The organism is Achromobacter sp. 10T422 (assembly GCF_056394065.1).
In genome coordinates this window covers 217,586-243,467 of the sequence record NZ_JBFTHD010000006.1, presented here as the reverse complement: position 1 = coordinate 243,467, position 25,882 = coordinate 217,586, and the positions used below count along the sequence as shown (strand labels likewise).

General features: G+C 64.4%; 22 protein-coding genes and 6 tRNA genes. 6 read left to right on the top strand and 22 right to left on the bottom strand.

Features of this window, described 5'->3' with window-relative positions; all coding sequences use genetic code 11:
* Positions 1-3 precede the first annotated feature (3 nt).
* The 9 genes from AC1DB0_RS17610 to AC1DB0_RS17570 all read right to left on the bottom strand — a co-directional run bounded on the left by AC1DB0_RS17610 (position 4) and on the right by AC1DB0_RS17570 (position 4,920).
* The gene (locus AC1DB0_RS17610) at positions 4-969 is read right to left on the bottom strand and encodes an EamA family transporter (RefSeq protein ID WP_476758054.1); all 966 of its coding nucleotides are present in this window, start codon (positions 967-969) and stop codon (positions 4-6) included.
* Entirely contained in the window at positions 966-2,063 is a 1,098-nt protein-coding gene (bioB, locus tag AC1DB0_RS17605) for a biotin synthase BioB (protein WP_476757991.1), read from the bottom strand. Before bioB ends, AC1DB0_RS17610 begins: the two co-directional genes overlap by 4 nt.
* A 254-nt stretch (positions 2,064-2,317) precedes the next feature.
* A complete protein-coding gene (locus AC1DB0_RS17600; RefSeq protein WP_420840162.1) occupies positions 2,318-3,811 on the bottom strand; it encodes a helix-turn-helix transcriptional regulator in 1,494 nt (497 codons plus the stop codon).
* 319 nt (positions 3,812-4,130) lie between these two features.
* Positions 4,131-4,207: transfer RNA gene (locus AC1DB0_RS17595), tRNA-Asp, on the bottom strand.
* 81 nt (positions 4,208-4,288) lie between these two features.
* A tRNA-Glu gene (locus tag AC1DB0_RS17590) sits at positions 4,289-4,364 on the bottom strand.
* A 45-nt stretch (positions 4,365-4,409) separates the two neighbouring features.
* Positions 4,410-4,485: transfer RNA gene (locus AC1DB0_RS17585), tRNA-Ala, on the bottom strand.
* 103 nt (positions 4,486-4,588) lie between these two features.
* Positions 4,589-4,665, bottom strand: a tRNA-Asp gene (locus AC1DB0_RS17580).
* 69 nt (positions 4,666-4,734) lie between these two features.
* A tRNA-Glu gene (locus AC1DB0_RS17575) sits at positions 4,735-4,810 on the bottom strand.
* Positions 4,811-4,844: 34 nt separating this feature from the next.
* Positions 4,845-4,920: transfer RNA gene (locus AC1DB0_RS17570), tRNA-Ala, on the bottom strand.
* A 207-nt stretch (positions 4,921-5,127) separates the two neighbouring features.
* Between AC1DB0_RS17570 and AC1DB0_RS17565 the strand changes: the two genes are divergently transcribed.
* Positions 5,128-5,271: a hypothetical protein gene (locus AC1DB0_RS17565; RefSeq protein WP_447982422.1), complete on the top strand. Its 144-nt coding sequence runs from the start codon at positions 5,128-5,130 to the stop codon at positions 5,269-5,271.
* Positions 5,272-5,281: 10 nt separating this feature from the next.
* Positions 5,282-6,337, top strand: coding sequence for an aldo/keto reductase (locus AC1DB0_RS17560; RefSeq protein ID WP_476757992.1), 1,056 nt, complete (start codon positions 5,282-5,284; stop codon positions 6,335-6,337).
* Between the two features lie 71 nt (positions 6,338-6,408).
* On the opposite strand, the gene lnt is transcribed toward AC1DB0_RS17560, so the two are convergent.
* From lnt to miaB, 5 genes are all read right to left on the bottom strand, one after another.
* Positions 6,409-8,037, bottom strand: coding sequence for an apolipoprotein N-acyltransferase (gene lnt / locus AC1DB0_RS17555; RefSeq protein ID WP_054422569.1), 1,629 nt, complete (start codon positions 8,035-8,037; stop codon positions 6,409-6,411).
* The gene (locus AC1DB0_RS17550; RefSeq protein WP_441372332.1) at positions 8,034-8,924 is read right to left on the bottom strand and encodes an HlyC/CorC family transporter; all 891 of its coding nucleotides are present in this window, start codon (positions 8,922-8,924) and stop codon (positions 8,034-8,036) included. Before AC1DB0_RS17550 ends, lnt begins: the two co-directional genes overlap by 4 nt.
* A 149-nt stretch (positions 8,925-9,073) precedes the next feature.
* Positions 9,074-9,550 carry an rRNA maturation RNase YbeY gene (gene ybeY / locus AC1DB0_RS17545; RefSeq protein ID WP_156336562.1) on the bottom strand — a complete coding sequence of 159 codons (477 nt, stop codon included), beginning with the start codon at positions 9,548-9,550 and terminating at the stop codon, positions 9,074-9,076.
* Positions 9,540-10,565 carry a PhoH family protein gene (locus tag AC1DB0_RS17540; RefSeq protein WP_054422566.1) on the bottom strand — a complete coding sequence of 342 codons (1,026 nt, stop codon included), beginning with the start codon at positions 10,563-10,565 and terminating at the stop codon, positions 9,540-9,542. Before AC1DB0_RS17540 ends, ybeY begins: the two co-directional genes overlap by 11 nt.
* Complete coding sequence (gene miaB / locus AC1DB0_RS17535) at positions 10,562-12,028, bottom strand: tRNA (N6-isopentenyl adenosine(37)-C2)-methylthiotransferase MiaB (RefSeq protein ID WP_054422565.1); 1,467 nt, start codon at positions 12,026-12,028, stop codon at positions 10,562-10,564. Before miaB ends, AC1DB0_RS17540 begins: the two co-directional genes overlap by 4 nt.
* Before the next feature lie 171 nt (positions 12,029-12,199).
* Between miaB and AC1DB0_RS17530 the strand changes: the two genes are divergently transcribed.
* Positions 12,200-12,967, top strand: a complete 768-nt coding sequence (locus AC1DB0_RS17530) for a phosphatase PAP2 family protein (protein WP_082387013.1) — start codon at positions 12,200-12,202, stop codon at positions 12,965-12,967.
* Between the two features lie 185 nt (positions 12,968-13,152).
* Here AC1DB0_RS17530 and AC1DB0_RS17525 read toward each other — a convergent pair whose 3' ends face one another.
* The 7 genes from AC1DB0_RS17525 to queA form a co-directional block, all read right to left on the bottom strand.
* The gene (locus AC1DB0_RS17525; RefSeq protein ID WP_054422564.1) at positions 13,153-13,872 is read right to left on the bottom strand and encodes an alanyl-tRNA editing protein; all 720 of its coding nucleotides are present in this window, start codon (positions 13,870-13,872) and stop codon (positions 13,153-13,155) included.
* 37 nt (positions 13,873-13,909) lie between these two features.
* On the bottom strand, positions 13,910-14,587 hold the full coding sequence (locus AC1DB0_RS17520; RefSeq protein WP_476757993.1) for a VOC family protein: 678 nt from the start codon (positions 14,585-14,587) through the stop codon (positions 13,910-13,912).
* A gap of 281 nt (positions 14,588-14,868) precedes the next feature.
* Complete coding sequence (gene secF / locus AC1DB0_RS17515) at positions 14,869-15,804, bottom strand: protein translocase subunit SecF (RefSeq protein ID WP_054422562.1); 936 nt, start codon at positions 15,802-15,804, stop codon at positions 14,869-14,871.
* A gap of 54 nt (positions 15,805-15,858) precedes the next feature.
* Positions 15,859-17,739: a protein translocase subunit SecD gene (secD, locus tag AC1DB0_RS17510; protein WP_054422561.1), complete on the bottom strand. Its 1,881-nt coding sequence runs from the start codon at positions 17,737-17,739 to the stop codon at positions 15,859-15,861.
* Between the two features lie 113 nt (positions 17,740-17,852).
* On the bottom strand, positions 17,853-18,197 hold the full coding sequence (gene yajC, locus AC1DB0_RS17505) for a preprotein translocase subunit YajC (RefSeq protein WP_006221220.1): 345 nt from the start codon (positions 18,195-18,197) through the stop codon (positions 17,853-17,855).
* Positions 18,198-18,446: 249 nt separating this feature from the next.
* Positions 18,447-19,583 carry a tRNA guanosine(34) transglycosylase Tgt gene (gene tgt, locus AC1DB0_RS17500; RefSeq protein ID WP_476758712.1) on the bottom strand — a complete coding sequence of 379 codons (1,137 nt, stop codon included), beginning with the start codon at positions 19,581-19,583 and terminating at the stop codon, positions 18,447-18,449.
* Positions 19,580-20,638, bottom strand: a complete 1,059-nt coding sequence (gene queA / locus AC1DB0_RS17495) for a tRNA preQ1(34) S-adenosylmethionine ribosyltransferase-isomerase QueA (RefSeq protein ID WP_476757995.1) — start codon at positions 20,636-20,638, stop codon at positions 19,580-19,582. Before queA ends, tgt begins: the two co-directional genes overlap by 4 nt.
* Before the next feature lie 226 nt (positions 20,639-20,864).
* Here queA and AC1DB0_RS17490 point away from each other — a divergent pair, with 226 nt between their 5' ends.
* The 3 genes from AC1DB0_RS17490 (at position 20,865) to upp (ending at position 24,374) form a co-directional block, all read left to right on the top strand.
* A complete protein-coding gene (locus AC1DB0_RS17490; RefSeq protein WP_476757996.1) occupies positions 20,865-22,019 on the top strand; it encodes an ABC transporter substrate-binding protein in 1,155 nt (384 codons plus the stop codon).
* A gap of 111 nt (positions 22,020-22,130) precedes the next feature.
* Positions 22,131-23,579, top strand: coding sequence for a D-alanyl-D-alanine carboxypeptidase/D-alanyl-D-alanine endopeptidase (gene dacB / locus AC1DB0_RS17485; RefSeq protein WP_054422557.1), 1,449 nt, complete (start codon positions 22,131-22,133; stop codon positions 23,577-23,579).
* A 156-nt stretch (positions 23,580-23,735) separates the two neighbouring features.
* The gene (upp, locus tag AC1DB0_RS17480; RefSeq protein WP_054422556.1) at positions 23,736-24,374 is read left to right on the top strand and encodes a uracil phosphoribosyltransferase; all 639 of its coding nucleotides are present in this window, start codon (positions 23,736-23,738) and stop codon (positions 24,372-24,374) included.
* Between the two features lie 60 nt (positions 24,375-24,434).
* On the opposite strand, the gene cysG is transcribed toward upp, so the two are convergent.
* A complete protein-coding gene (gene cysG / locus AC1DB0_RS17475; protein WP_476757997.1) occupies positions 24,435-25,832 on the bottom strand; it encodes a siroheme synthase CysG in 1,398 nt (465 codons plus the stop codon).
* Positions 25,833-25,882 lie beyond the last annotated feature (50 nt).

Below are 25,882 nucleotides of genomic sequence, written 5' to 3'. Positions count from 1 at the left end.
CCCTTACCAGGGCGCCATCAGCACGATCGCGGTCAGCGCCAGCACGATGCCCAGCGCATTGATGCGCGTCAGCGGCTCGCGGAACGCTAGCGCGCCCACCAGCGTACCCAGCGTAATCACGCCCATGTTCATCGATGCGAACACCAGCGCAGGATGCTCCGGCAGCGACTGGTGCGCGCGGATGTAGGTCAGGATATTGCCAAAGTTGGCGAGCCCCAGCGCCACGCCGGCCAGCAGATGGCGGCGCTCCCATCGCACCCGGCGGGCCAGCAGATAGGCCAGCATCAGCAGCCCCGCCAGCACAAACGCCAACAACAAACCGCCCGAGAACGCCGTACCCGCGCGCGCCACCTGTTTGAACAGGATGTCGATGACGCCATAGCCTGCCCACACCACCAGCGGCCAGACCCACAGACTTCGGCCGTCCGGTGCCGCTGGGCCAGTAGACGAGCCGCCGGATGCCGGGTGGCCAGATGCCGGGCTGCCAGATGCCGGGCTGCCAGATGCCGGATGGCCGGGCATCGGGTTACGGTGTCCCGAGCGACCGGACCCCGCGCGTCGCAACAGGCACGCCAATGCCGTGAAGGCCAGCAGAATCGCCGCCAGCTTGCGGCCGCTGACGGGTTCGCCGAACAGCACGAAGGCCGCCAACAGCGGGATGAACAGCGAGAGCCGCTGTGCCGCATCGCTGCGCACGATGCCCGCATGCCGCACCGCCGCCGCCATCGCCAGAAACACGCTGGGCAACAGCACGCCCAGCGCCGCCAGCACGGCCCACGGTGTGTGTGGCGTCATCAACGTGGCCGTGTCCGGGCGCAGCACGGCCCAGCAGAGCAGGGCGGCCACCGCGTAGTTGACGGCAATGGCCTGCCGCACGTCGATGTCGTAGCGGCGCGCCAGCTTCAGCAGCACCGCAACGGTGACGCTGCACCCCACGCTGGCCAGCAGATACAGCACGCCCGGGGTCAGCGGCACGTGACGCCTTCGCGTGGTTGCGTGTGGGGTTGCGGATGCTGTTGCGGATGCTGCTGCGTGTGTTGTTGCGCGTTCGGTTGCGCAGGCTGCTGGGCATGATGCTGCGTTGCATCGACCCGCATGCCCAGGCGTTCCAGCAGACGCTGGTCGGCTTCCATCTGCGGGTTGGCGGTGGTGAGCAGCGCGTCGCCATAGAACATGGAATTGGCGCCGGCCATGAAGCACAAGGCCTGCAAGGCGTCGTCCATGGTCTCGCGGCCTGCCGACAAGCGCACGGCGGCGCGCGGCATCGTGATGCGCGCCACCGCAATGGTGCGTACGAATTCGAATGGGTCCAGCGCATCCACATTCGCCAGCGGCGTGCCTTCCACCTGGACCAGGTTGTTGATCGGCACCGACTCGGGGTACGGCTCCATGCTGGCCAGCTGTGCGATCAACCCGGCGCGTTCGCGGCGCGATTCGCCCATGCCGACGATGCCGCCGCAGCACACGTTGATGCCGGCGTCGCGCACGCGGTCCAGCGTGTCCAGGCGGTCTTGGTACGTGCGGGTGGAGATGATCTTGCCGTAGAACTCGGGCGACGTATCCAGGTTGTGGTTGTAGTAGTCCAGGCCGGCTTCCTTCAACTGTTCGGCCTGGCCGTCGCGCAGCATGCCCAGCGTGACGCAGGTCTCCAGGCCCAGCGCCTTCACCGCGGTCACCATCTCGGCCACGGCTTCCAGGTGATGCGGCTTGGGGCTGCGCCACGCGGCGCCCATGCAGAAGCGCTGCGCGCCACCGGCTTGCGCCGCGCGGGCGGCGGCGACAACCTCGTCCAGCGGCATCAGTTTGTCGGCATCCAGCCCGGTGTCGTAATGCGAAGACTGCGGGCAATACGCGCAGTCTTCGGGACAGCCGCCGGTCTTGATCGACAGCAGGCTCGACAACTGAATGGCGTTCGGGTCGAAATGCGCGCGGTGCGTCTGCTGGGCGCGATGCACCAGGTCCATGAACGGCAGCTCGTAAAGCGCCATGATGTCCGCGGTGCTCCAGGCGGGGGCGGGCGTGTGCTTGGACGTTGTCGGGACGGGGATATAGGCGGTCTGCATGAACGGGCTCCTGTCGGTCTTACGGGGATCGCGCCGCTTGTCCGGAACGGGCAAGCACGGGATCGGCGGATCGTAAGAACCTGCGCAGGGTTTGCGCAATGCAGGCCGCAGGCGTGAAAATGCCGGCGGGTTGCCGGCATTTTTGAATCAAATAGGCGATTTAAGCAGGCGGCGTTGTCTAACGCGATGGCATCTTCGCCGACGCGAACACCCCGGATATTTTGATTCAAATTGTAAATAACCAAGCGCCAAGGTCAGTCTTTGGCGGGTTTGTCCTTCGCGCGCCCCGCTTCGTGCCCCGTGATGCCTCGGTCGCGCGCCCACACAATGGCCGCGCTGCGCCGATGCACGCCAATCTTGCTGTAGATGGTGGCTACGTGGTTGCGCACCGTATTGCGCGACAAATTCAGGCTCTTGGCGATGCCATCATCATCGTGGCCCTGGCACAGCAGGCCGAGCACCTCGCGTTCACGTGCCGTCAGTTGCGACAGCTCGGCGACGTCGCGAGAGGCGGGCGCGGGTTCGCGCAGTTGGGCCAGCTTTTCGATGATGCCGCGGCTGAACCACGACGTGTCCTGCATCACCGCTTCAATCGCAGTCAGCAGTTCGGTTTCAGAGCGTTTGCGTTCGGTGATGTCCTGCATCACGATCAGCAGGCGGCGCTGTCCGCCGATCATGACGGGCTCGGCAGATACCAGGCAGTTCAGCGTGTCGCCTTCCTGCGTGCGTAGCGTGGCCTCGCGGTTGCGCGCGCTGTCCCCGCGCTTCAGGCTCGTGGCCATGCCTTCGTAGGGCTGCAAGCCCACGTCGGTCAGCACTTCGCCCACGCTTGCTTCCGGCGAAGCGCCGGTCGCCGCCGCAAACGCGTCATTGATGTCCAGCACGCGCAGCGTGTCGCCTTCGCATACCGCCATTGGCACGGGCGCAAGCAGGAACGCTTTCGAGAAGCGCTCTTCGCTTTCCCGCAACGCCAGTTCGGTGCGCTTGCGCGCTTCCAGGTCGATGAAGGTGAACAGCATGCAGGGCTCGTCCTGCATGTCGATGGGTTGGCCCGCCACCATCACGAACTTGGCGCCGCCATCGGCCAGCTTCACCACGCCTTCGCGTTGGGGAATGGTCTCGCCTTCGTTCAATTTGGCGACGGCCTCTTCTTTGTCTTCGCCGCCGTCCAGCACATCCAGTTCATAAGCCGACTTGCCCAGCACGGCGTCGCGCGTGTAGCCCGTCATTTCCAGAAAGCCCTGGTTCACTTTGACGTAGCGCAGGTCTGACAAGCGGCAGATAAGCGCGGGCGCGGGGTTTGCGCCGAAGGTGCGTTCAAAGCGCTGCTCGGCGTTGATTTGCTCGGTCTGGTCATGCAGGATCAGCACGCGGTAGTCGGCGCCGCTGTCTCCTTCCAGATTCAAGCCGCGTGCACGGACGTTGCGCAGGAAGTCTTCGTCGTCCTTGCGGCCAAGGTCCAGCAGCAAGTCATCGAACGCTTCGCCAGCGGCCAGGCGGTCCAGCGGATACTGGCGCGCAGGCACGCGGTGATGGTTGCGATAGGTCAGTGTGTAATGCTTGCGATAGCCGGCGGGCGTGTCGCCCAGTGCTTCCAATGATTCTGCGCCGTGCAACTCAAGTGCGCTGTCATTGGCCCAGGCAATGGAGCCGTCGGGTTCAAGCACGATGATGCCTTCATTCAAACCTGCGATGATGCTCTGCAGGTGCTGGCGATGCGCGTGGGGGGCGGCGGCGTTTGCGGTCACGTAGTCCTCTTCGGGTTCGCATGGCATGAGCACACAGAATGCAGGCGCATGGCGATGCTGTCCAGAGGGCAAAACGAACGAGTCTTAGCGGCGGGGGGGAGGGTAGAGAGAGGCGCGGCGCTCGCGCATCGAATCGCATGCGTGGCATGCACGAAAAAAGTGCGGGCGCTGAAAAAGAGAGGCGCATGAAAAAAGCAGGCGCTGAAAAAATGCAGGCGCTGAAAAAATGCAGGCGCTGAAAAGCAAAAAGCTCCGGAATCCGGAGCTCTAGGCGGGTACTGCGATTTGCATGCTGCGATGCTGACAAGCACAAAGTGCTTGGCGGAGCGGACGGGGCTCGAACCCGCGACCCCCGGCGTGACAGGCCGGTATTCTAACCAACTGAACTACCGCTCCGCAGCGGCTTAACTGAACTTCATTACTACACTGCGGTGTCAAGGCAGCTTGATATTACTAGGTACTGCATGCCAGAAAAGCTGGCGTCCCCTAGGGGATTCGAACCCCTGTACTCACCGTGAAAGGGTGATGTCCTAGGCCTCTAGACGAAGGGGACCTGAACTAACAGAACTGCAAACAACTTTACTACTGTACTGCTTACTGGTGGAGGTAAGCGGGATCGAACCGCTGACCTCTTGCATGCCATGCAAGCGCTCTCCCAGCTGAGCTATACCCCCCAGGGCACTTGATGTCTCACACTACAGACAACAAGGTCTCACACTCTATAAAAGCAAAAAGCCCCGAAGACGGAGCTCTTGAAAGACTCAGAGCGAGAGCTTTTGGCGGAGCGGACGGGGCTCGAACCCGCGACCCCCGGCGTGACAGGCCGGTATTCTAACCAACTGAACTACCGCTCCGCAGCGGCTTACTCAACTACTTTGTCACTTCAACTGCACTTATCTACTGCTTTACTGCTGCCAGTAAACTGGCGTCCCCTAGGGGATTCGAACCCCTGTACTCACCGTGAAAGGGTGATGTCCTAGGCCTCTAGACGAAGGGGACTTGGACTTGCTGTACCGCATTCTTCGCTGTTGACTGGTGGAGGTAAGCGGGATCGAACCGCTGACCTCTTGCATGCCATGCAAGCGCTCTCCCAGCTGAGCTATACCCCCGTTTCTCTAATCAATTCCTGCTACGTTTTACGAGTTGAACACACGTTTTATGGTGCGTTTTTCGTAGTTCGTTGCCGGTTTTGTTTAGTGCCGTTGGCGAAGAAACGAGATTATGCACGAACAAAATCGGGTGTGCAAGTCGATGTGGCGCAAAAAGCATAAAACTTCAAAAAAATTAGGGGCAGGGCGCCTTTTTTTGCGCATTTCTTGAGCGATTTTTCGGCTGCGGGTGCCGGGCGATTGGTGCAGAATCCAGAAAAATCAAAGGCTTGTGACAGTGATATCGTGAAGGGAAATTTTTTTGTTCATCATGCGGCTTTCAAGCAAAAAAAAAGCGCCGCGCCAACCTGAGACATCCGGCATGCGCACAAACACTTCTTTACCCACTCGGCCGCTGGGCCGCAGTGGCATGGACATTACGCGCATCGGACTCGGCGCGTGGGCAATCGGCGGCAATGGATGGGCAGTCGGCTGGGGGCAGCAGGACGACGCGGACTCGATTGCCGCGATACGTCTGGCGGTAGATCGCGGCATCAACTGGATCGATACCGCGGCGGTGTACGGGCTGGGGCATTCCGAAGAGATCGTGCGCCGCGCGCTGGCGCAGATGGCGCCCGCCGAACGGCCTTATGTCTTCACGAAATGCGGGTTGACGTGGTCCACGGAAAATCCGCAAGCGATGCCTCGCCGCACAGGAGCCCCCGCCAGCATTCGCCGTGAAGTCGAAGACTCGCTGCGCCGGCTGGGTATAGAGCGCATTGACCTCTACCAAATGCACTGGCCGGCGGGCGACGACACGCCCATCGAAACCTATTGGCAGACCTTGCTCGACTTGAAGCAGGAAGGCAAGGTCGCGGCGGTGGGTTTGTCGAACCACAACCTGGCGCAGTTGCAGGACGCGTGTGGGTTGGGGCAGGTGGATTCGTTGCAGCCGCCGTTTTCGGCCATTCAACGCGGCGCGGGCGCCGATTTGATTCCGTGGTGCGCGGAGCACGATGTGGGCGTCATCGTCTACAGCCCGATGCAGTCCGGTCTGTTGACCGGCGGCTTCTCGGCGGCGCGAGCGCGGGCGCTGCCAGCGGATGACTGGCGTTCACGCAACGCGGAATTTACGTCCCCGAATCTGGAGCGCAATCTGGCCTTGGCCGACGCGCTCAAACCCATTGCTGAACAGCATGGCACCACGGTGGCGGCGGTGGCGGCCGCCTGGACGCTGGCGTGGCCGGGCGTCACGGGCGCCATCGTGGGCGCGCGTAGCGCCGCGCAGGTCAATGGCCTGTTGGGGACGGCGGAATTGGAGTTGGATAGTGACGATCTGGACATCATCGCCGAAGCGATTGAGCTGACGGGCGCGGGTTCGGGGCCGCTGCGTCCGCCGCAAGACAGCGGCAAACTGCCCGCCAACCTGTTCGCCTGATACGAAGACAGGGGCGGCCCCTGTTCGCTTGATTGGAGATCAGGGGCGGCGCCTGTTCGCTTGATACGGGATCAGGGCCGGCGGGATTTCCGGCCAGTACCGATGGCGGCGATCAGCGCCAAGCCCACCAGCGCCAACGCCAGCTTGTCGCCGAAGCGCGCATAGGGCGTCAACCCGGTCATGCCTTGCACCGACACCGGCAGCACGCCCGCTTGCAGCGGCGCGAGCTGAGCCGCAACGTGGCCCTTGGCGTCGATGGCGGCGGTGATGCCGGTATTGGTGGCGGTCAGCATGGGGCGCGCGGTTTCCATCGTGCGCAGGCGGCCAATTTGCAAGTGCTGGCGCAAGGCCCAGGAATCGCCAAACCACCCCAGGTTGCTGACGTTGACCAGGATGGTCGCGCCCGGTTCGCCGTTGTCGCCGGGTTGCAAGGCCGGCAGTAGATCGGGGCCGAACAGGTCTTCGTAGCAGATGTTGAACGCGATGTGCTGGCCACCCACCGCGAACGGCGTCTGGCGTTCGCCGCCGCGATCAAAGTCGCCCAGCGGAATGTTCAGCATGTCGACGAACCAGTGAAAGCCCGGCGGCACGTATTCGCCCCACGGGACCAGATGGCGTTTGTCGTAGCGCATGGCCGTGCTGCCGCCCACCAGTTGCTCGACCGGCGTGTTGCCGTCGAATCCGATCACGCTGTTGGTGTAGCGTTCGCGGCCGTTGATGCGGTCGTGCAGCGGCACGCCCATGGCAATGGTCATGTTGCCGCGCGCCGCCACGCCGCGCCAGGCGTCCCAGATGCGCGGATCAAGCTGGTCCTGAAATACGGGCAGCACGGTTTCCGGCAAGATAACCAGTTGCGGCGCCGGCACGCCAGCGGCGGGCGGCAAGGCCGTCATTTCCAGATGGCGCACCAGGCTTTGTTCCAGCAGCGCCGGGTCGAATTTTTGCGATTGCTCGATGTTGCCCTGGATCAGCCGCACATTCAGCGGGTCGCCGGTGGGCGATGACCAGTCCACGCGCGACAGCGGCCAGCCCGCGGCAGCCAGCGCCACCGCGATACCCGCCGCCATGGCCTGGCGCGAATCCATCGCTTTCTTGCGCGACGGTTGCCACAGGCTGGCGATGGCGGCGGCAACGAACGCCGCCACAAACGCCATGCCGTGCACGCCCAGCACCGGCGCCCAGCCCGCGATGGGGCTGTCCACATGGGCGTAGCCGATGTTCAGCCACGGAAAGCCCGTGAGCAGCACCGCGCGCAGCCATTCGAAACCCGCCCACATGGCGGCCCACGTCAACGTGGAGGCCAGGATGGCGGACGGTTTTGAGTCGGGCGCAAGCGGCGCAAAGCGGCGCGTGAGCGCACTGGCCGTGGCGGGAAACAACGCCAGGAAGGCAGACAAGGCCAGCACGCCGGCCACAGCCAGCGGCGCGGCAAGATCGCCGTAGCGATGCATGCTGATGAACAGCCAATACAGGCCCACCGCGTACGTGGTGAATCCAAACAGCCAGCCCCGCATCCAGGCCTGCTTGGCCGACGGTGCGGTCAAGGTGACCCGCGCGGCGATGGCCAGCGCCAGGATTTGCGTGATGGCCAACGCCCAGTCCGGCAAGGGGCCGGGCGCAAAAGTCAGGGCGTGCACGGCGCCCGCCAGCATCAGGCCGGCGGCGCCGCGCAGGAGTCGGCTGCGCGGGGTACGGCTCATGCGTCGTCGTTGGGGCGGGGGGGTTGGGTGGGGTTGTTGCGCTTGACGCGCAGCCAGATGGCGCGGCGCGCGTCACCGCGAGCCACTTCCATGCGCAGGCCGTCGAATTCGGCGATGTCGCCGCGGCGAGGAATGCGGCCCAACTGGCCGCCCATCCAACCGCCGACGCTGTCGTATTCGTCATCCGGCAGTTGGCAGCCGAACACCTCGTTGAAGTGCGAGATGTCGGTGGCCGCCAAGACGCGCCACTGGTTCTCGCCTTCGGGGAAGATCTCGTCTTCCTCGGTTTCGTCGAACTCGTCTTCGATGTCGCCGACGATCTGTTCCAGCACGTCTTCCATCGTGACCAGGCCCGAAATGCCGCCATGCTCATCGATGACGATGGCCTGGTGGTTACGGCTGGCGCGGAATTCGTGCAGCAGCACGTTCAGGCGCTTGGATTCGGGGATGAACACGGCGGGGCGGACCAGCGTGCGCACTTCAATGCCGGGTTCCAGCATGCAGCGCAGCAGATCCTTGGCCAGCAGGATGCCGATGATGTTGTCGCGATCGCCTTCGTAGACCGGGAACCGCGAGTGTGCGGTTTCGATCACCGAGGCCACCAGATACGGGATGGGCTGCGTGACGTCCAGCAGATCCATGCGCGAGCGCGGGACCATGATGTCGCCAACAGTGCCTTCGGACACGGCCAGCGCGCCCTTGATCATCTTGTAGGACTCCGCGTCCAGCAGGTGGCGGTCGTGGGCGGCTTCCAGAATGGCCTTGATGCCTTCGCGGTCCTCGGGCTCTCGGCGCACAAGGGAAAGCAGGCGGTCTAGAAGGGATTTGGTGGCGGGTTTGGCTGAGCGAGCAGAGGTCGCTTCGGGAGCAGGGTAAGGGTCAGACATCGTCCGGGAGGACAAGTTATGGAGGGGCCAGCATAACCGAAACTGGCTTCCCGTTTGTAACTGCGCCCCTGAAAATGGGTCCAAACGACGGCATCTGCGCCTTGCTGGCCGCCATTTTCCGCAATTTCTAGGGGTAGACCCGAACGCCGTTATTCCGTAATGAGGTACGGGTCCGTGATGCCCATCTGCGCCAGCGTGGCGGTTTCCAGGGCCTCCATGCGCTTGGCGTCGCGGGCTTTGATGTGGTCATAGCCCAACGAATGCAGCACGCCGTGGATGGTCAGGTGGGCAGCGTGGTCCAGCAGGGCTTTGCGCTGTTCGCGGGCCTCGCGCACCAGCACGGGCACGCACATCACGATGTCGCCGCGCGCGACCCCCAGCGGGTCGACGCCGTACTCGAACGTCAGCACATTGGTTGCGTAGTCACGCTCGCGGAAATCGCGGTTCAGGCGGCGGCCCTCGGCCGTGCCGACCAGCCGCAGGCTGAGTTCGGCGGCCGAAAAATCGACCAGGCCGTCTTCGGCCGCGGCGGCCAGTGCGCGCTGCGCCCACCGGCGCAGGCGCCAGCGGGGCAGGCGGGCTTCTTCAACCCCGTACTGGACGGACAGGGACAGCTCAGGCGTCATTTTCAGAGGCGCGGTCATAGGCGTCGACGATGCGGGCGACCAGCGGGTGGCGCACAACATCGCGGCTGGTGAAACGGGTGGTGGCGATGCCCTGCACGTCTTCAAGCACCTTGACCGCATGGGCCAGGCCGCTGTCCTGGCCGCGCGGCAGGTCCACCTGCGACGGGTCGCCGGTGATGACGGCCTTGCTGCCAAAGCCGATCCGCGTGAGGAACATCTTCATCTGTTCCGGCGTGGTGTTCTGCGCTTCGTCCAGGATGACAAAGGCGTGGTTCAGCGTGCGGCCGCGCATGTAGGCCAGCGGGGCGATTTCGATGGTCTGCTTTTCGAACAGGCGCTGCACCTTCTCGAACCCCATCAAGTCGTACAGCGCGTCATACAGGGGGCGCAGATACGGGTCCACCTTCTGGGCCAGATCGCCGGGCAGAAAGCCCAGGCGCTCGCCGGCTTCAACCGCCGGGCGCGTCAGCACCAGGCGCTGCACGGTGTCGCGTTCCATCGCGTCGATGGCGCACGCCACGGCCAGCCAGGTCTTGCCGGTGCCGGCCGGGCCGACGCCAAACGTGATGTCGTGCTTCAGGATGTTGTTCAGGTAGTCGCGCTGGCGCGGCGTGCGCGGACGCAAGTCGCTGCGCTTGGTGCGTAGCGCGATGCTGTCGCTTTCGTCGTCCAGGGCCGGCAGCGGATCGGCTTCGCGAGCCTGTTCCGCCTCGGGCTTGTCTTCTTGCCGCCCCACGCCAATTTCCACCAGACCCAGCTGGATATCATCCACCGACAAGGCGCGGTGTACGGCCTGTTCGTGGAATCGGCGCAGTACGCGGCCGGCCAGCTCGGCCCGTTCGCCTTCAATGGTGACGCGGCTGCCACGGCGCGAGAGCGTGACGCCCATGCCGTCGGCAAGCTGCCGCAAATTTTCGTCCAGCGGGCCGCACAGATTGGCCAGGTGGGTGTTGTCGCCATCCAGACTGACGACGGCGGGCATGCTGCGACGGGCGCGGGAGCGGGGAGTGGTCATTCAGCCTCTTGGGAAACGCGGTCCACATCGGCCACCCGGGCGCGCAACGAATTCGTGTGCGCTTCGGTGATGATGACGTCGACCATTTGTCCGATAAGCCGCGCGGGCGCGGCGAAATTCACGATGCGGTTGTTCTCGGTGCGTCCCATCAGTTCGTTGGGATCGCGGCGCGAGGGGCCTTCCACCAGCAGACGCTGGCGCGTGCCGACCATGTTGCGGGCGATGGTGGCCGCCTGCTCGTTGATCAGGGCTTGCAGCCGCTGCAGACGGCGCAGCTTCACGTCTTGCGGCGTGTCGTCCGTCAGGTCGGCGGCGGGCGTGCCCGGGCGGCGGGAATAGACGAACGAGAACGACGTGTCGAAACCGACATCCTCGATCAGCTTCATCGTTTTTTCGAAGTCTTCTTCCGTTTCGCCGGGAAAGCCCACGATGAAGTCGGAAGACAGGGTCAGGTCCGGGCGGGCCGCGCGCAGGCGGCGCACGACCGACTTGAATTCCAGCGTGGTGTAGCCGCGCTTCATGCCGGCCAGCACGCGGTCGCTGCCGGCCTGCACGGGCAGGTGCAGGAACGACACCAGCTTGGGCAGGCGGGCGTAGGCGTCCACCATGCGCTGCGTCATTTCCTTGGGGTGCGAGGTCGTGTAGCGGATGCGCTCGATGCCGGGAATTTCGTGCACGTATTCCAGCAGCATGGCGAAGTCGGCGATTTCGTCCGTGCCTTCCATCTTGCCGCGATAGGCGTTCACGTTCTGGCCCAGCAGCGTCACTTCCTTCACGCCCTGGTCGGCCAGGTCAGCCACTTCAACGAGCACGTCTTCGAACGGGCGCGAGACTTCTTCGCCGCGCGTGTACGGCACGACGCAGAAGCTGCAGTACTTGCTACAGCCTTCCATGATCGACACAAATGCCGTCGCCCCATCGACGCGCGGGGGCGGCATGTTGTCGAATTTTTCGATTTCCGGGAAGCTGATGTCTACTTGCGACCGGCCTTCGGCGCGGCGGCGCGCGATCAGGTCGGGCAGGCGGTGCAGCGTCTGCGGGCCAAACACCACGTCCACGTAAGGCGCACGCTTGACGATGGCCTCGCCTTCCTGGCTGGCCACACAGCCGCCCACGCCGATCACGAGGTTCGGGTTGGTCTTTTTCAGGTGCTGCACGCGGCCCAGGTCCGAGAACACTTTTTCTTGCGCCTTTTCGCGCACCGAACAGGTGTTGAACAGGATGACGTCGGCCTCTTCCGGGTTGTCGGTCAGTTCCAGGCCCTGGTCGTCGCGCAGCACGTCAGCCATCTTGTCCGAGTCGTACTCGTTCATTTGGCAGCCGAAGGTGCGGATGTACAGCTTGCGGGGGGAACCGGCTTCGGTAGCGGCCAGGACGTCGGCCAGGGCGTCGGAATTGGGGGCTGCGGCGGTGTCGCCATCGCGCGCGGGCGCGTTTTCACGCTTGAGGGAGGTTGCTTGCATGATGTTCGCCGTGACGGGTGTAGATCCCGGGGGCTGAAAGGGGTGGAAAGGCGGGATTTTAACCCTTGCGTGAAAATTGTTTCTTGGTCTGGCGCGCGGGCGCCGTTACGATAGCGAGCCGGCCGAATTTCAGCCCGCAGTAACATTTCTTATTCTCTTTGAGCGGTACCGATGAACTCCAACCCTCTCACGCCTCCGGTCGCCGCTCCTGCCGCCTCCGCCGCGCCTGGCCTGCCTGTGCAGGACGAGGTTCGCAACCCGTTTTCGCTGGCCGTCTGGCTGTTGTTGGGCGCCGGCCTGGCGCTGCTGGCGGGCGCGTGTGCGCGCTGGGTGGATTTGCCGCTGGCCATCTGGATCAAGCAGTCGGTGTCCGACGGCGTGAACGAGTCGTTCGAATGGGTCGGGCAGATGGGTGAAAGCGGCCCGTACATTGGCGTGGCGCTGGCGTTCTACGTGATCGGCCTGGTGGGCCTGGCGCGCGGCTGGCGCAACCCCTTGCGCATGAGCTATGCCAGCATGGCGCGCGGCAGCTTGCTGATGCTGTCCACCATGGCGGTGGGCGGGCTGATTGTGCTGGTGCTCAAGCGTTCGGTGGCGCGCGCCCGTCCTGAATTGTTTTTCGAGAAAGGCATCTACGGCCTGGGCGAGTCCTTTTCGCGCGTGCAGCAGTTCAATTCCTTTCCGTCCAGCCACACCTACGCGGCGTTCGCCGTGGCGGTGGTGCTGAGCATCCTGGCCCCGCGCTGGCGCGTGGCGTTTCTGCTGCTGGCCACGCTGGTGGCGATGAGCCGCCTGGTTAACCTGGACCACTACCTGTCGGATGTGATGACGGCGGCCGGCATCGCCGTGCTGGTTGGCCATGTGCTGGCGCCGCGCGTGTTGTGCAGCAAGTATCAATGGCCGTTGCGCGCGCCCTGGCGTTGGTGGAAAAAAGCGTGAAGGGGCTTGCTGGAGAAAAACAGCCGCGATGTGAATCGCGGCTTTTTTTATCGCAACGTTCGAGGGCTTCACGGTAAAGCTTCACGGTAAAGCTCCACGGTAAAGCTTCACGGTAAAGCTTCACGGTAAAGCTTCACGGTAAAGCGTTACGGCGGAGCTTCTCGGTAAAGCTCTACGGCGGAGCTTCAGGCGAAATTGACGACCACGCGGCGGTTCGTGCGGCTTTTCTTTTCGATCTTGGCAATCGCCACCGGGCCAATTTCACGGGTATTGCGCACATGGGTGCCGCCACAGGGCTGGCGGTCTACCCCCGGGATTTCAATGATGCGGATCTTGGCGGTGCCTGCCGGCGGCGCGGCGCCCACGGTGCGCACCAGGTCAGGCTGCGCGGCCAGTTCCTCAGGCGTGATGCCGTTCACGGTGACGTCGATGTCGCGGCTGATCAGTGCGTTCAGACGTTCGGTCAGTTCCACTTTTTCCAGCGTGGATTCGGGCAGGTCGAAATCGATGCGGGCGGAGTCGGCCGAGATGCTGCATCCCGTCACGGGTGCGGGCACCAGCGACCCCAGCAGGTGCAGGCAGGTATGCAGGCGCATCAGGCGATGGCGGCGCGCCCAGTCGATGGCGACGGTGACGCGGTCGCCCACTTGCGGGGGCGTGTCGCCGTCCGCCAGCGTCAGCACGTGCAGGATGCGCTGGCGGTCGTCGGCGTAGACGGTGTCTGCCAGCGTCAGGACGCGTCCGTCGGCCAGGGTCAGCGTGCCGCTGTCGCCAGCTTGGCCGCCGCTGCGGGCATAGCAGATGGTCTCGTCCAGCTCGACGCCTTCGGGGTTGACGGCGATGACGGTGGCTTGGCACTGGTCCAGATAGGGCTCGTCGTCAAAGCGTTTGCGGGTGGCGGTCATGCGGAGTCTCCGGTTGGTTTTTTTGGGGGGCCACGATCTACGCCAGGGTCTTCTGCCCGTGTGGCGTGTCGATCAGCGCAGTCAGGCGCGGCGGGCCGTCAGTTTGTTCCAGGTCGATCAGGGTATCGGCGCCCATCCAGGTCAGCCCTTGGCGCAGCAAGCCCGCCTGCGGGTGGTGACCGGTCAGCCGCAGCAGTTTCAGGGGCTGGCGGGGCAAGCTGACGCCGGGGTAAGTGTCCACATCCCATTGAATCAGCGTGGGCAGCAGGCCATCGCCGACCGTGTGGCCCGCTTCGCGCCAGACGGGCAGGCTGCCGTCGTCTGGCACCGTCAAGCGCCAGCGCAGGTCGCCACGCGTCATGGGGATGACGGGCGCTATGCGGTCGGGGTGCTCGGCCTGCATGTGGGTCAGATCCAGCGGCGCTTCCACCCGCGCGGCCCAATGCGCCAGGAAAGGCCCCTGTTCCAGCCGCGCGCGCATCGCGCCCTGATCCAGCCCGAACCAGCGTGGCCGCTCGGGGGCGGGCGCATCGGGATCAATGGCGATGACCTCCAGATACACGCCGTCCGCCATGCCCAGCACGCGGTTGTGGGTCCCCATGCGCGGGTGCGCGCCACCGCCTTGGGGCGCAATACCCAACAGGTCAGCGACATATTCCGTACCGCTGGCAAGATCCGCCGCGGCAATGACGAGATGATCAATGGTGAGTTTCATGGTGGCCTATGGTAGCGAATGCTGGCGGATTCGTACCCGTACACCCGCAGGCATGCCATCGGTACAGTGCGAATCAGGCCGTGACGATGATGCCCGCCGCGTCCGATTGCCGATATATTTCAATACGCCTTGCGGCGAGAACGGCAAAGGTAGACGCATCGGCCCCGTGCGGCTATTCGTAGAGACCGAGGTGTGCAGGGCCAGGAATCAAAGCAAGCAGAAAACAAAAAACCCGTCGCACAAGCGACGGGTTTTTGTCTGAAGCCTAAGTTAGCTGGGGATCAGGCGACTTCGCCTTCCTCGCCTTCCTTCTTGACCGGCTTGATCAGGTCTTCGCGTTTCACGCCCATCCACATGGCCAGCGCGGCGGCGACGAACACCGACGAGTAGATGCCGAACCAGATGCCGATGGTGAGGGCCATGGCGAAGTAGTGCAGGGTGGGGCCGCCGAAGAACAGCATGGCCAGCACCATCATCTGCGTCGAACCGTGGGTGATGATGGTCCGCGAGATGGTTTGCGTGATGGCGCTGTTGATGACTTCCTGCACGTCCGCCTTGCGGTACTTGCGGAAGTTCTCGCGGATACGATCCATGATGACCACGGATTCGTTCACGGAGTAGCCCAGCACTGCCAGCACGCCCGCCAGCACCGACAGCGAGAATTCCCACTGGAAGAAGGCGAAGAAGCCCAGGATGATCACCACGTCGTGCAGGTTGGCGATCACGCCGGCGACGGCGAACTTCCATTCAAAGCGGAAGCCCAGGTACACCATGATGCCGATGACCACGACCAGCAGCGCCATCAAGCCGTTGTGCAGCAGCTCCTGGCCGACTTGCGGGCCCACGAATTCCACGCGGCGCAGTTCGACGCCGGAGTCGGCCGTCTTCAGCGCGGCCATGACGGTTTCGCTTTGGGTCGCCGACGTTTGGCCTTCCTGCAGCGGCAGGCGGATCATGACGTCGTGCGAGGTGCCGAAGTTCTGCACCTGGAAGTCTGTGTAGCCCAGCTTGGACACCACGCCCCGCACGTTTTCCAACTGCGCCGTCTGGGCGTAGTTGACTTCCATGACCGTGCCGCCGGTGAATTCGATCGACAGGTGGAAGCCGCGCGTGAGGATGAAGAAGACCGCCAGGACGAACGTGACGAGACTGATGATGTTCAGCACCAACGCGTGGCGCATGAACGGGATGGTGCGGTGAATACGGAAAAATTCCATTTTTCGCCTTCGGTTCTTTTCTGTGGAGGGCGGCTTGCGCCGCCCGCCTTATTGTCAGTTAGCCTTCGGTTTCCAGACTTCGCCGATGGAAATCGTGGTGAGCTTCTTCTTGCGGCCGTAGTACAGATTGGCCAGCGCGCGCACACCCACCACCGACGAGAACATCGAGGTCAGGATGCCCAGGCAGTGCACCACCGCGAAGCCGCGGATCGGACCCGAACCGAAGGCCAAGAGCGCCAGACCGACGATGAGCGTCGTGAGGTTGGAGTCAAGAATGGTGCCCCAGGCGCGTTCGAAACCTTGGTGAATGGCCTGCTGCGGAGAAGCCCCCGCGCGCAATTCTTCCCGTATCCGCTCGTTGATCAGCACGTTCGAGTCAATGGCCATACCGAGCGTCAGCGCGATAGCGGCAATGCCGGGCAGCGTGAGCGTGGCTTGCAGCATGGACAACAGCGCCAGCAGCAACAGCACGTTCAGCGTCAGGCCGACGGTGGAGAACACGCCGAACAAGTGGTAGTACAGGATGATGAAGGCAGCGATGGCCAGGAAACCGTACAGCGTCGAATGGAAGCCCTTCGAGATGTTGTCGGCGCCCAGGCTCGGGCCGATGGTGCGTTCTTCGATGATGGACATCGGTGCGGCCAGCGCGCCGGCGCGCAGCAGCAGCGCGGTGTCGGCAGCTTCTTCGGAGCTCATGCTGCCCGAGATCTGCACTTGGCCGCCCGCGATTTCGCTGCGGATGACCGGCGCCGTGACCACTTCACCCTTGCCGTTTTCAAACAGCAGGATGGCCATGCGCTTGCCGATGTTGTCGCGGGTGACGTCGCGGAAGATGCGGGCGCCCTTGGAATCCAGCGTCAGGTGGACGGCGGCTTGCTGGGTTTGCGAATCGCGGCCGGGCTGGGCGTCTTGCAGGTTTTCACCCGTCAGGACGACCTGGCGGCGAACCAGAATCGGACGGCCGTCGCGGTCGTTGTAGCGTTCCAGGCCGAACGGCACGGTGCCGCCCATCAGCGCGGCTTGCGCGGTGGGGGTGTCGTCAACCATGCGGATTTCCAGCGTGGCGGTGCGGCCCAGCAATTCCTTGGCCTTGGCCACGTCTTGCACGCCGGGCAGTTGCACCACGATGCGGTCCGAACCTTGTTGCTGGATGACCGGTTCGGCCACGCCCAGTTCGTTGATCCGGTTGTGCAGGGTGTTGATGTTCTGCTTGAGCGCCGAGTCTTGCACGCGCTGGACGGCGGCCGGGTTCAGGGCGCCCATCAGCAGCGGCTTGCCGCCTTCTTCGCGCTCGGTGAATTCCAGGTCGGGCAGGCGGGTGCGCAGCGTCGAGATGGCGCGGTCGCGGTCGTCGTTGTTGGCGAACGTGGCGGCCACACCCATGCCGGAGCGTTCGACGCTGGCGACGTTGACCTTCTGGTCACGCAGCACCGAGCGCACGTCGGCCGACAGCGAGTCGTAGCGGGCGGTGAGCGCGCCCTGCATGTCGACTTGCAGCAGGAAGTGCACGCCACCGCGCAAGTCCAGGCCCAGGTACATGGGCTTGGGGGCGAACCAGCCCATCGCGCGCATCCAGGCGGGCGAGGCGGGCAGCAGGTTCAGCGCCACGGTGTAATGCGGGTCGCCTGCGACGGTATTCAGGGATTTGTCGATGAGATCGCGCGCCTGCAATTGCAGGTCGGTCGAGGAGAAGCGGGCGCGCACGGTGCCGAGCGTGCCGTTCTGTTCGTAGAACACCCCTTCGTTGGGGATTTTGGCGTCCGTCAGGATCTGATCGACCCGGCTCAGCATGGCCGCGTCGACCTTGATGGTGGCTTTGGCGCTGGACACCTGGACGGCAGGGGATTCGCCGTAGAAATTGGGAAGCGTGTACAGCAGGCCAATGATGACCGCGATCAGGACCGTAATGTACTTCCAGAGGGGATAGCGGTTCATTGCCGGCTACTTCATGTCAGGGTGATAAAAGGGCCGCCCGGGCGATGAACGCGGCGGGCGGCGGTGGGTCCCATCAAACGTAATTAAGAGCCCGATGGGGCTCTATTAGACGCTTAAAGGGCCTTGATGGTTCCTTTAGGAAGCACGGTCGAAACCGACGACTTCTGCATGATCACTTCGACGGGCTTGTCGGCCAGCTCGGAGACTTCAACGGTCACGTAGCTGTCGTTGACCTTGGTGACCTTGCCGAGCATGCCGCCGGCGGTGACCACTTCGTCACCCTTGGCCAGGGCGGCGATCAGGTTACGGTGCTCTTTCTGACGCTTCATCTGGGGACGGATCATCAGGAAATAGAGGATCACGAACATCAGGACGATGGGCAACATGCCCATCAACGCATTACCTTCAGGGGCGGCGGCTTGAGCCACGACGAGGCTTGCGGTATCGATAACGGACATTGAATTCTCCTGCGTTTAAGTCTGTTTGGGTTGTTTGTTGCTACGGCTGGCGATGCCCGGGTTCTCTGTGTAACCGTGGGTCAGCGTCAAACCTCTTAGCTGTCTTGTTATGCGCCCATCCCCGCGCGAGCCATGGATAGGGCAAGCCGACTATTGTATCTATCTTATTGCCAGCCTTTCACTAGGGAGGGAACCGAATCTATGGGGGCGAATTCCCGATAGAAAAGGCCTCCCTGGAAAAAGGCCGGTTTATTCGATGCCGCGCGCCCGGTCGGCGGCGAACTGCGCGCGCCATGCGTCGAAACGCCCGGCGGCGATCGCTTCGCGCATTTCCTTCATGATAGTCAGATAGAAATGCAGATTGTGCAGCGTGTTCAGGCGCGCGCCGGTGATCTCGTTGGCCCGCTGCAAATGATGCAGATAAGCGCGCGAAAAATTCCCGCAGGTGTGGCATGAGCAGCTGGGGTCCAGCGGGCGGGTGTCGTCGCGGTACTTGGCGTTGCGGATCTTGACGTCGCCAAAGCGGGTGAACAGCCAGCCGTTGCGCGCGTTGCGGGTGGGCATGACGCAGTCGAACATGTCTACGCCGCGGCTCACGCCTTCGACCAGGTCTTCCGGCGTGCCCACACCCATCAGGTAGCGGGGGGCTTGCTCCGGCAGCTTGGGCGTCACGTGCGCCAGGATGCGCATCATGTCTTCTTTGGGTTCGCCCACCGACAGGCCGCCGATGGCGTAACCGTGGAAACCGATGTCTTGCAGGCCCGCCAGCGATTCATCGCGCAGCGATTCGTACATGCCGCCCTGGACGATGCCAAAGAGCGCGTTCGGGTTGCCCAGGCGGTCGAATTCGTCGCGCGAGCGGCGCGCCCAGCGCAACGACATGCGCATCGAGCGGGCAGCTTCTTCCACCGTGGCCGGGCGGCCGTCCATTTCGTAAGGCGTGCATTCGTCGAACACCATGACGATGTCCGAATTCAGCGAACGCTGGATGCGCATGGATTCTTCGGGCGTCAGGAACAGGCGCGCGCCGTCGATCGGGGAGGCGAACTTCACGCCTTCCTCGGTGATCTTGCGCATGCCTTGCAGGCTGAACACCTGGAAGCCGCCCGAGTCGGTCAGGATGGGCTTGTCCCACTGCATGAAGCCGTGCAGGCCGCCGTGCTTCTCCATGATTTCCGTGCCCGGGCGCAGCCACAGGTGGAACGTGTTGCCCAGCACGATCTGCGAGCCGATCTCTTTCAGCTCGTGCGGCATCATGGCCTTCACGCTGCCATAGGTGCCCACAGGCATGAAGATGGGCGTCTCGACCACGCCGTGATTCAGCGTGATGCGGCCGCGGCGGGCGCCGCCGTCAGTGGCGAGCAGTTCGAAATTCAGTCCGGTCATGGGGCGGGGGACTCGATAAACATGGCGTCGCCATAGCTGAAGAAGCGGTAGCGCTGGGCCACGGCATGGGCGTAGGCGCGGCGGATCGGCTCGACGCCGGCCAGCGCCGACACCAGCATCAGCAGGGTCGACTGGGGTAAGTGGAAGTTGGTGACCAGCGCGTCCACCACACGGTACGTGTAGCCGGGCGTGATGAACAAGCGGGTGTCGCCTTGGGCGGCAGCCAGCGGCAGGCCGGGGGCCGTTCGGCCTTCGGTCTGTGCAGCGGCGGACTCCAGGGCGCGCACGCTGGTGGTGCCAACGGCGATGACGCGGCCACCCTTGGCGCGAGTGGCGGCGATGGCGTCCACGGTAGCCTGCGGCACCGTGAACCATTCGGCGTGCATGATGTGGTCGGCCAGATTGTCCACGCGCACCGGCTGGAACGTGCCTGCGCCGACGTGCAGCGTGACAAAAGCGCGCGCCACGCCCAGGCCGGCCAGGCGGTCGAGCGTGGGCTGGTCAAAGTGCAGGCCGGCCGTGGGCGCCGCTACCGCGCCCGGTTCGCGGGCGTAGACCGTCTGATAACGGTCATCGTCGCCGGCGTCGGCCGCGTGCGTGATGTAGGGCGGCAGCGGGGTCGCGCCATGGGCGTCCAGCAAGTCCAGCACGGGGCCAGGGAAGCGGATGTCGAAAAGCTCACCTTCGCGGCCCAGCACCGTGGCGTCAAACGCGTCGGCCAGGCGCAGCACCATGCCAGCGCCGGGCGACTTGCTGGCGCGCACATGGGCCAGCACGCGGTCAGGTTCGGTGATGCGTTCGACCAGGACTTCGATCTTGCCGCCCGTGATCTTGTGCCCGGCCAGGCGCGCCTTGATCACGCGCGTGTCGTTGAAGACCAGCAGGTCGTCCGGGCGCAGCAGGCCAGCAAGGTCGGCGAATTGGCGGTCGTGCAGCTGGCTTGCGGCGTCCAGATGCAGCAGCCGGCTGCCTGTGCGTTCGGCGGCGGGCGTCTGCGCAATCAGCTCGGGCGGCAGCTCGTAATTGAAATCGGAAACGGTCAGGGACTGGGTCACGCGGGTATCTGTCTGTCAGTGAGGGCCGGCGGCGCAAAACGCAGGCCGCGACGGCCGGGCGAGCTCGGGGCAACCGACTATTGTAAAGGGGACGGTTAATAGGGGCGGAACAGAGGGGATTCCGAGGGGGTTGCGCCGCGCCATTCCCGCCGTATAACTGCGTTCACCGCCGTAGCGGATCGGCGCCGTTCCTACAACGACATCCGCGCACCCAAGGAGACCGCGCATGACCCCTCGTAGCACCTTGATGGCCGCCGCCCTGGCGGCCTTGATGATGGCGGGCGGCTCGCCCGCGCTGGCGCAAGTGAAGATTGGCGCCACCCTGTCCACGACCGGCCCGCAGGCGTCGCTGGGCATCCCCGAACGCAACACCATCAGCCTGTTGCCCACCGAAATCGGCGGCATGAAGGTTGAATACATAGTCCTGGATGACGCTTCCGACACCACCCGGGCCGTCAGCAATTCCCACAAGCTGATCTCCGAGAACAAGGTGGACCTGATCATCGGTTCCACCACCACGCCCAACACGATGGCCATGCTGGATACGGTGGCAACCGGGGCCACGCCCGTGATCACGCTGGCCTCGTCGGCCCGGCTGATTGACCCGGTGGACGACAAACGGCGCTGGGTGTTCAAAACGCCACACTCCGATTCGCTGATGGCCGAGGGCATCGCCCGCCACGCCGCCGCCAATGGCGTGAAGAAGCTGGGCTTCATCGGATTCAACAACGCCCTGGGCGAGACCTTCTGGGTGGAAGTCGAGAAGGCGGCCAAGAAGCACGGGATCGAGGTGGTGGGCAGAGAAAGCTTCGCGCCGGCCGACACCTCGGCCGTCGCCCAGACCTTGAAATTGATCGGCGCGGCGCCCGACGCCGTGGTGGTGGGCGCGTCTGGCACGCCGGCCGCCATGCCCGCCCGGGCGCTGCGCGAACGCGGCTTCAAGGGCAAGATCTATTTCAACCATGGCGTGGCCAACAACGATTTCCTGCGCGTGTGCGGCACGGCCTGCGAGGGCGCCTGGGTGCCGGTCGGGCCGGTGATGGTGGCTGACCTGCTGCCCGCTGACAACCCGGTCAAGGCCACGGCGCAGGCGTTCGCGAAAAAGTACGAGGCCGCCAACGGGGCGGGCAGCGTGTCGCTCTTCGCGGCCTACACCTGGGACGTGGGCCTGCTGCTGCAACAGGCGATTCCCGTCGCGCTGAAAGCGGCCAAGCCCGGCACGCCCGAGTTCCGGGCCGCGCTGCGCGACGCCCTGGAGAACGTCAAGAACCTGCCGACCGCGACGGGCGTGGTCAGCATGAGCCCCACCGATCACAACGGGCTGGACGAGCGGGCGCTGGTCATGGCGACGGTGGCGGCCGGCAAGTGGCGCTTGCAGTAAACCGCCGGGTGCGGGGCGGGCGGGCGGTTTCCAGCAGGCCTGGCCGCCCGTAACCGTCTCAGGTTTTGTATGCTCTCGGGTTTGCAGGACTAGCAACCGGGTGGACAAGGCATGACGGGACAAGCGAATAAGCGGGTGGGCGGGCTGAAGCAATGGCTGGCCGGCGGGCTGCTGGCCCTGTCCGCGGGGGCGGCCTGCGCGCAAGTCCAGGGCTTGCCGCCCAACGTCGTCAACGCCTGGAAGGCCACCAAGCTGCCCGACAGCGCGCTGTCGCTGGTCGTGCAAGAGCTTGGCGGGCAGCGTCTGGTGGCGCTGAACGCGAAGGAGGCTCGCAACCCGGCCTCGGTGATGAAGCTGGTTACCACCTGGGCCGCGCTGTCCGAGCTTGGCCCCAACTATGTCTGGCGCACGGAATTCATGACGGCGCCGGGCGCGCGCCCCGACGCCAAGGGCGTGCTGGCCGGCCCCTTGTATCTGCGGGCGGGCGGCGACCCCCAATTTCTGATGCAAGACCTGTGGGCGTTGCTGCGCGAACTGCGCTTGCGCGGGGTCAAGCAGATCAACGATCTGGTTATCGACCGCAGCATCTTCGGCCAGGTTGCAACCGACCCGGGCGCCTTCGATGGCGCCCCGGACCGCGCCTATAACGCCAGCCCCGACGCCCTGATGGTGGGTTTCGGCGCGCTGCGCCTGCTGTTCACGCCAGACGCCGCCGCCCATAAATGGGTGCCGCTGATCGATCCGCCGTTACCCGGCCTGAAGATCGAAGGCAGCGTGGAATGGAGCGACATCCGCTGCCCCGGCCCCCCGGTGGTGACGACCGAGCCGCTCATCACCCAACAAGGCGTGACGATCCGCGTGGGCGGCAAAGTGGCGGGTTCTTGCGGCGAATTCAGTTTGTACCGGCTGGCGTTGTCGCAACCCGACTACGCCACCGAAATCTTCCGCATGCTCTGGAAGGAGTTGGGCGGCACGTTCAAGGGGCAGGTCCGGGCGGGCATGGTGCCGGCTGACGCCGTGGTGCTGGCCTCGCATGATTCGCCGACGCTGGCCGAGGTGATCCGCCAGATCAACAAGCGCAGCAACAACGTCATGGCGCGCACGCTGCTGTTGACCTTGGGCGCCGAACGCGGCCGCCGGCCCGCTACCGTGGGCAGCAGCGAGGCCGTGGCCAAGGGGCTGCTGGTCAAGCAGGGGCTGGACATGCCGGAGCTGGTCATCGACAACGGCGCGGGCCTGTCGCGTGATGCGCGCGTGTCGGCTGACAGCCTGGCCTCGATGTTGACCGTGGCCTGGAATTCGCCGGTCATGCCGGAGTACATTTCGTCCTTCGCCATTGCAGGGGTGGACGGCACGGTGCGCCGCCGCCTGAAAGGCGATGGCACGCAGGGCATGGCCCACCTGAAGACGGGGTCGCTGCGCGACGTGCGCTCGATTGCCGGGTACGTGCTGGGCGCCAGCGGCAAGCGCTATGTGGTGGTCAGCATCGTCAACCATGAGCAGGCGGGCGCTGTCCGCGCGTTTGACGACGCGCTCATCGCCTGGCTTGCCGATCAATAGACCACAACAACAGGCCGCAACAACAGGCCACAACTTTCTTAAACCGATTACGATCCTCGGGTGTGGCTCGAAAACGGGCGACGCAAACGCGTTGCGCCGGTCTGGTTCCCCCGAGGCGATAACCCCTGTATTTCAATATTCTGGAGAGTTACGCACATGCCTGTGCACGAAATCCGCCATCCGCTGATCCGCCATAAGCTCGGGATCATGCGTCGCGCAGACCTCAGCACGAAGAGCTTCCGTGAGTTGTCGCAGGAAGTGGGCGCGCTGCTTACCTATGAGGCGTCCAAGGATCTGCCGCTGGCGCCGACCACCGTGGAAGGCTGGTGTGGCCAGGTTCAAGTCGAGAAAATTGCGGGCAAAAAGGTCACGGTCGTGCCGATTTTGCGCGCTGGCATCGGCATGCTGGACGGCGTGCTCAGCCTGATTCCGGGCGCCAAGGTCAGCGTGGTGGGCGTGGCCCGCAACGAAGAAACGCTGGAAGCGCACACGTACCTGGAACGCCTGGTGGGCGAACTGGACCAGCGCCTGGCGCTGATCGTCGACCCCATGCTGGCCACGGGCGGTTCCATGGTTGCTGCTATCGACCTGCTCAAGCGCGCCGGCTGCAAGGAAATCCGCGCGCTGGTGCTGGTGGCGGCACCGGTGGGTATCGACACCGTGCTGGCCAAGCACCCGGACGTGCATATTTATACGGCGTCCATCGATGACGGCTTGAACGAACACGGCTACATCATGCCGGGCCTGGGTGATGCGGGCGACCGCATTTTCGGGACCACGCAAAAGACGGATTGAAAGGTAGGGCCGGGGTGACGTTGCGTCACCTTGCGTTCCCCCGGCCTTTTCCTCAGCCGGTCACCGCCCCTCCAGATGCAGCCCAAACCATTGGAGTTTTGGCGCCAGACCGGCGACCTCGCCCACAATCAACAATGCGGGCGAATGAATTCCATGTTCCGCCGCCAATCGGGGTAACGCCTCCAGCGTGCCGGACAGCACCCGCTGTTCCGGCCGGCTGCCGTTTTCAATCAACGCGAACGGAGTCTGGGCGGCGCGTCCGTGGTTCAGCAGCCTGCGGGTCAGCAGGTCCAACTGCCCCACACCCATATAGAACGCCAGCGTCTGCTTTTCACGCGCCAGCGCGGGCCAATCCAGGTTGTCTTCATCTTCGCGGCAATGCGCCGTGATCAGGCGTACCGATTGCGCGTGCTCGCGGTGCGTGAGCGGAATGCCCGCATAGGCCGCACAGGCTAGTGCGGCGGTAATGCCCGGCACCACTTCATAACGCACGCCGTGCGTGCGCAGATATTCCAGTTCTTCGCCGCCCCGGCCAAAAATAAACGCGTCACCGCCTTTCAGCCGCACTACGCGGCGGCCCGCTTGCGCATGTTCCACCAGCAGCGCGTGGATGCGGGCCTGCGTGGCGTGGTGGTTTTCGCCGGGCAGCTTGCCTACGGGCACGCGGTCGGCATCGCGGCGCGCCAGCGACATGATGTCGTCGCTGACCAGGCGGTCGTACAGAATGACGTCTGCTTCGTTCAGCGCGCGCAATGCTTTCAAGGTCAGCAGGCCGGGGTCGCCAGGGCCGGCGCCGACCAGCACGACGCTGCCGTCGGCAGGCGCGATGGGCGTGTCCAGCGCGTCAGACAACGCGGCTTCGGCCTGTGCGGGTTGCTGCTGGCGCAGAAAGCCAGCGACGGGGCCGTCCAGCAGCCAGTCGTAGAAGCGGCGGCGCGCGCCCAGATCCGGGTGGCTTGCACGAATGCGCTTGCGGTAAGTGGCGGCCAGCGCGGCCAATTGGCCCAGCGTGTGGTCGAACAGCGATTCGATGCGCTCGCGTACGCGGCGCGCCAGCACGGGCGCCACGCCCGACGATGAAATGGCCACGATGACGGGCGAGCGGTCAACGATGGACGGCACCTGAAAGGACGACAGTTCGGGGTCATCCACCACATTGGCAAAGATGCGGCGCGCGCTGGCCGCGTCCGATACGGTGGCATTGGCGCTGCGGTCGTCCGTGGCGGCCACCACCAGCCAGACGTCGTCCAGCCAGGCTGGGTCGAAACGGCCGGGCAAATAGCGAATGCGGCCGTCTGCGGCAAGCGCCGTCAGCGCAGGCGTGAGTTCCGGCGCGCCCACAACGACATCTGCGGCGGCTTCCAGCAGGGCAAGCGTCTTGCGCTCCGCCACCGCGCCGCCGCCCACCACCAGCACCCGCCGATTTTTCAGATCGGCAAAAATCGGGAAAAGCTTCATCTCTTAGCCGCCTCGGGTGTCCCCGGCAAAATATCACCCGATGATAGGGA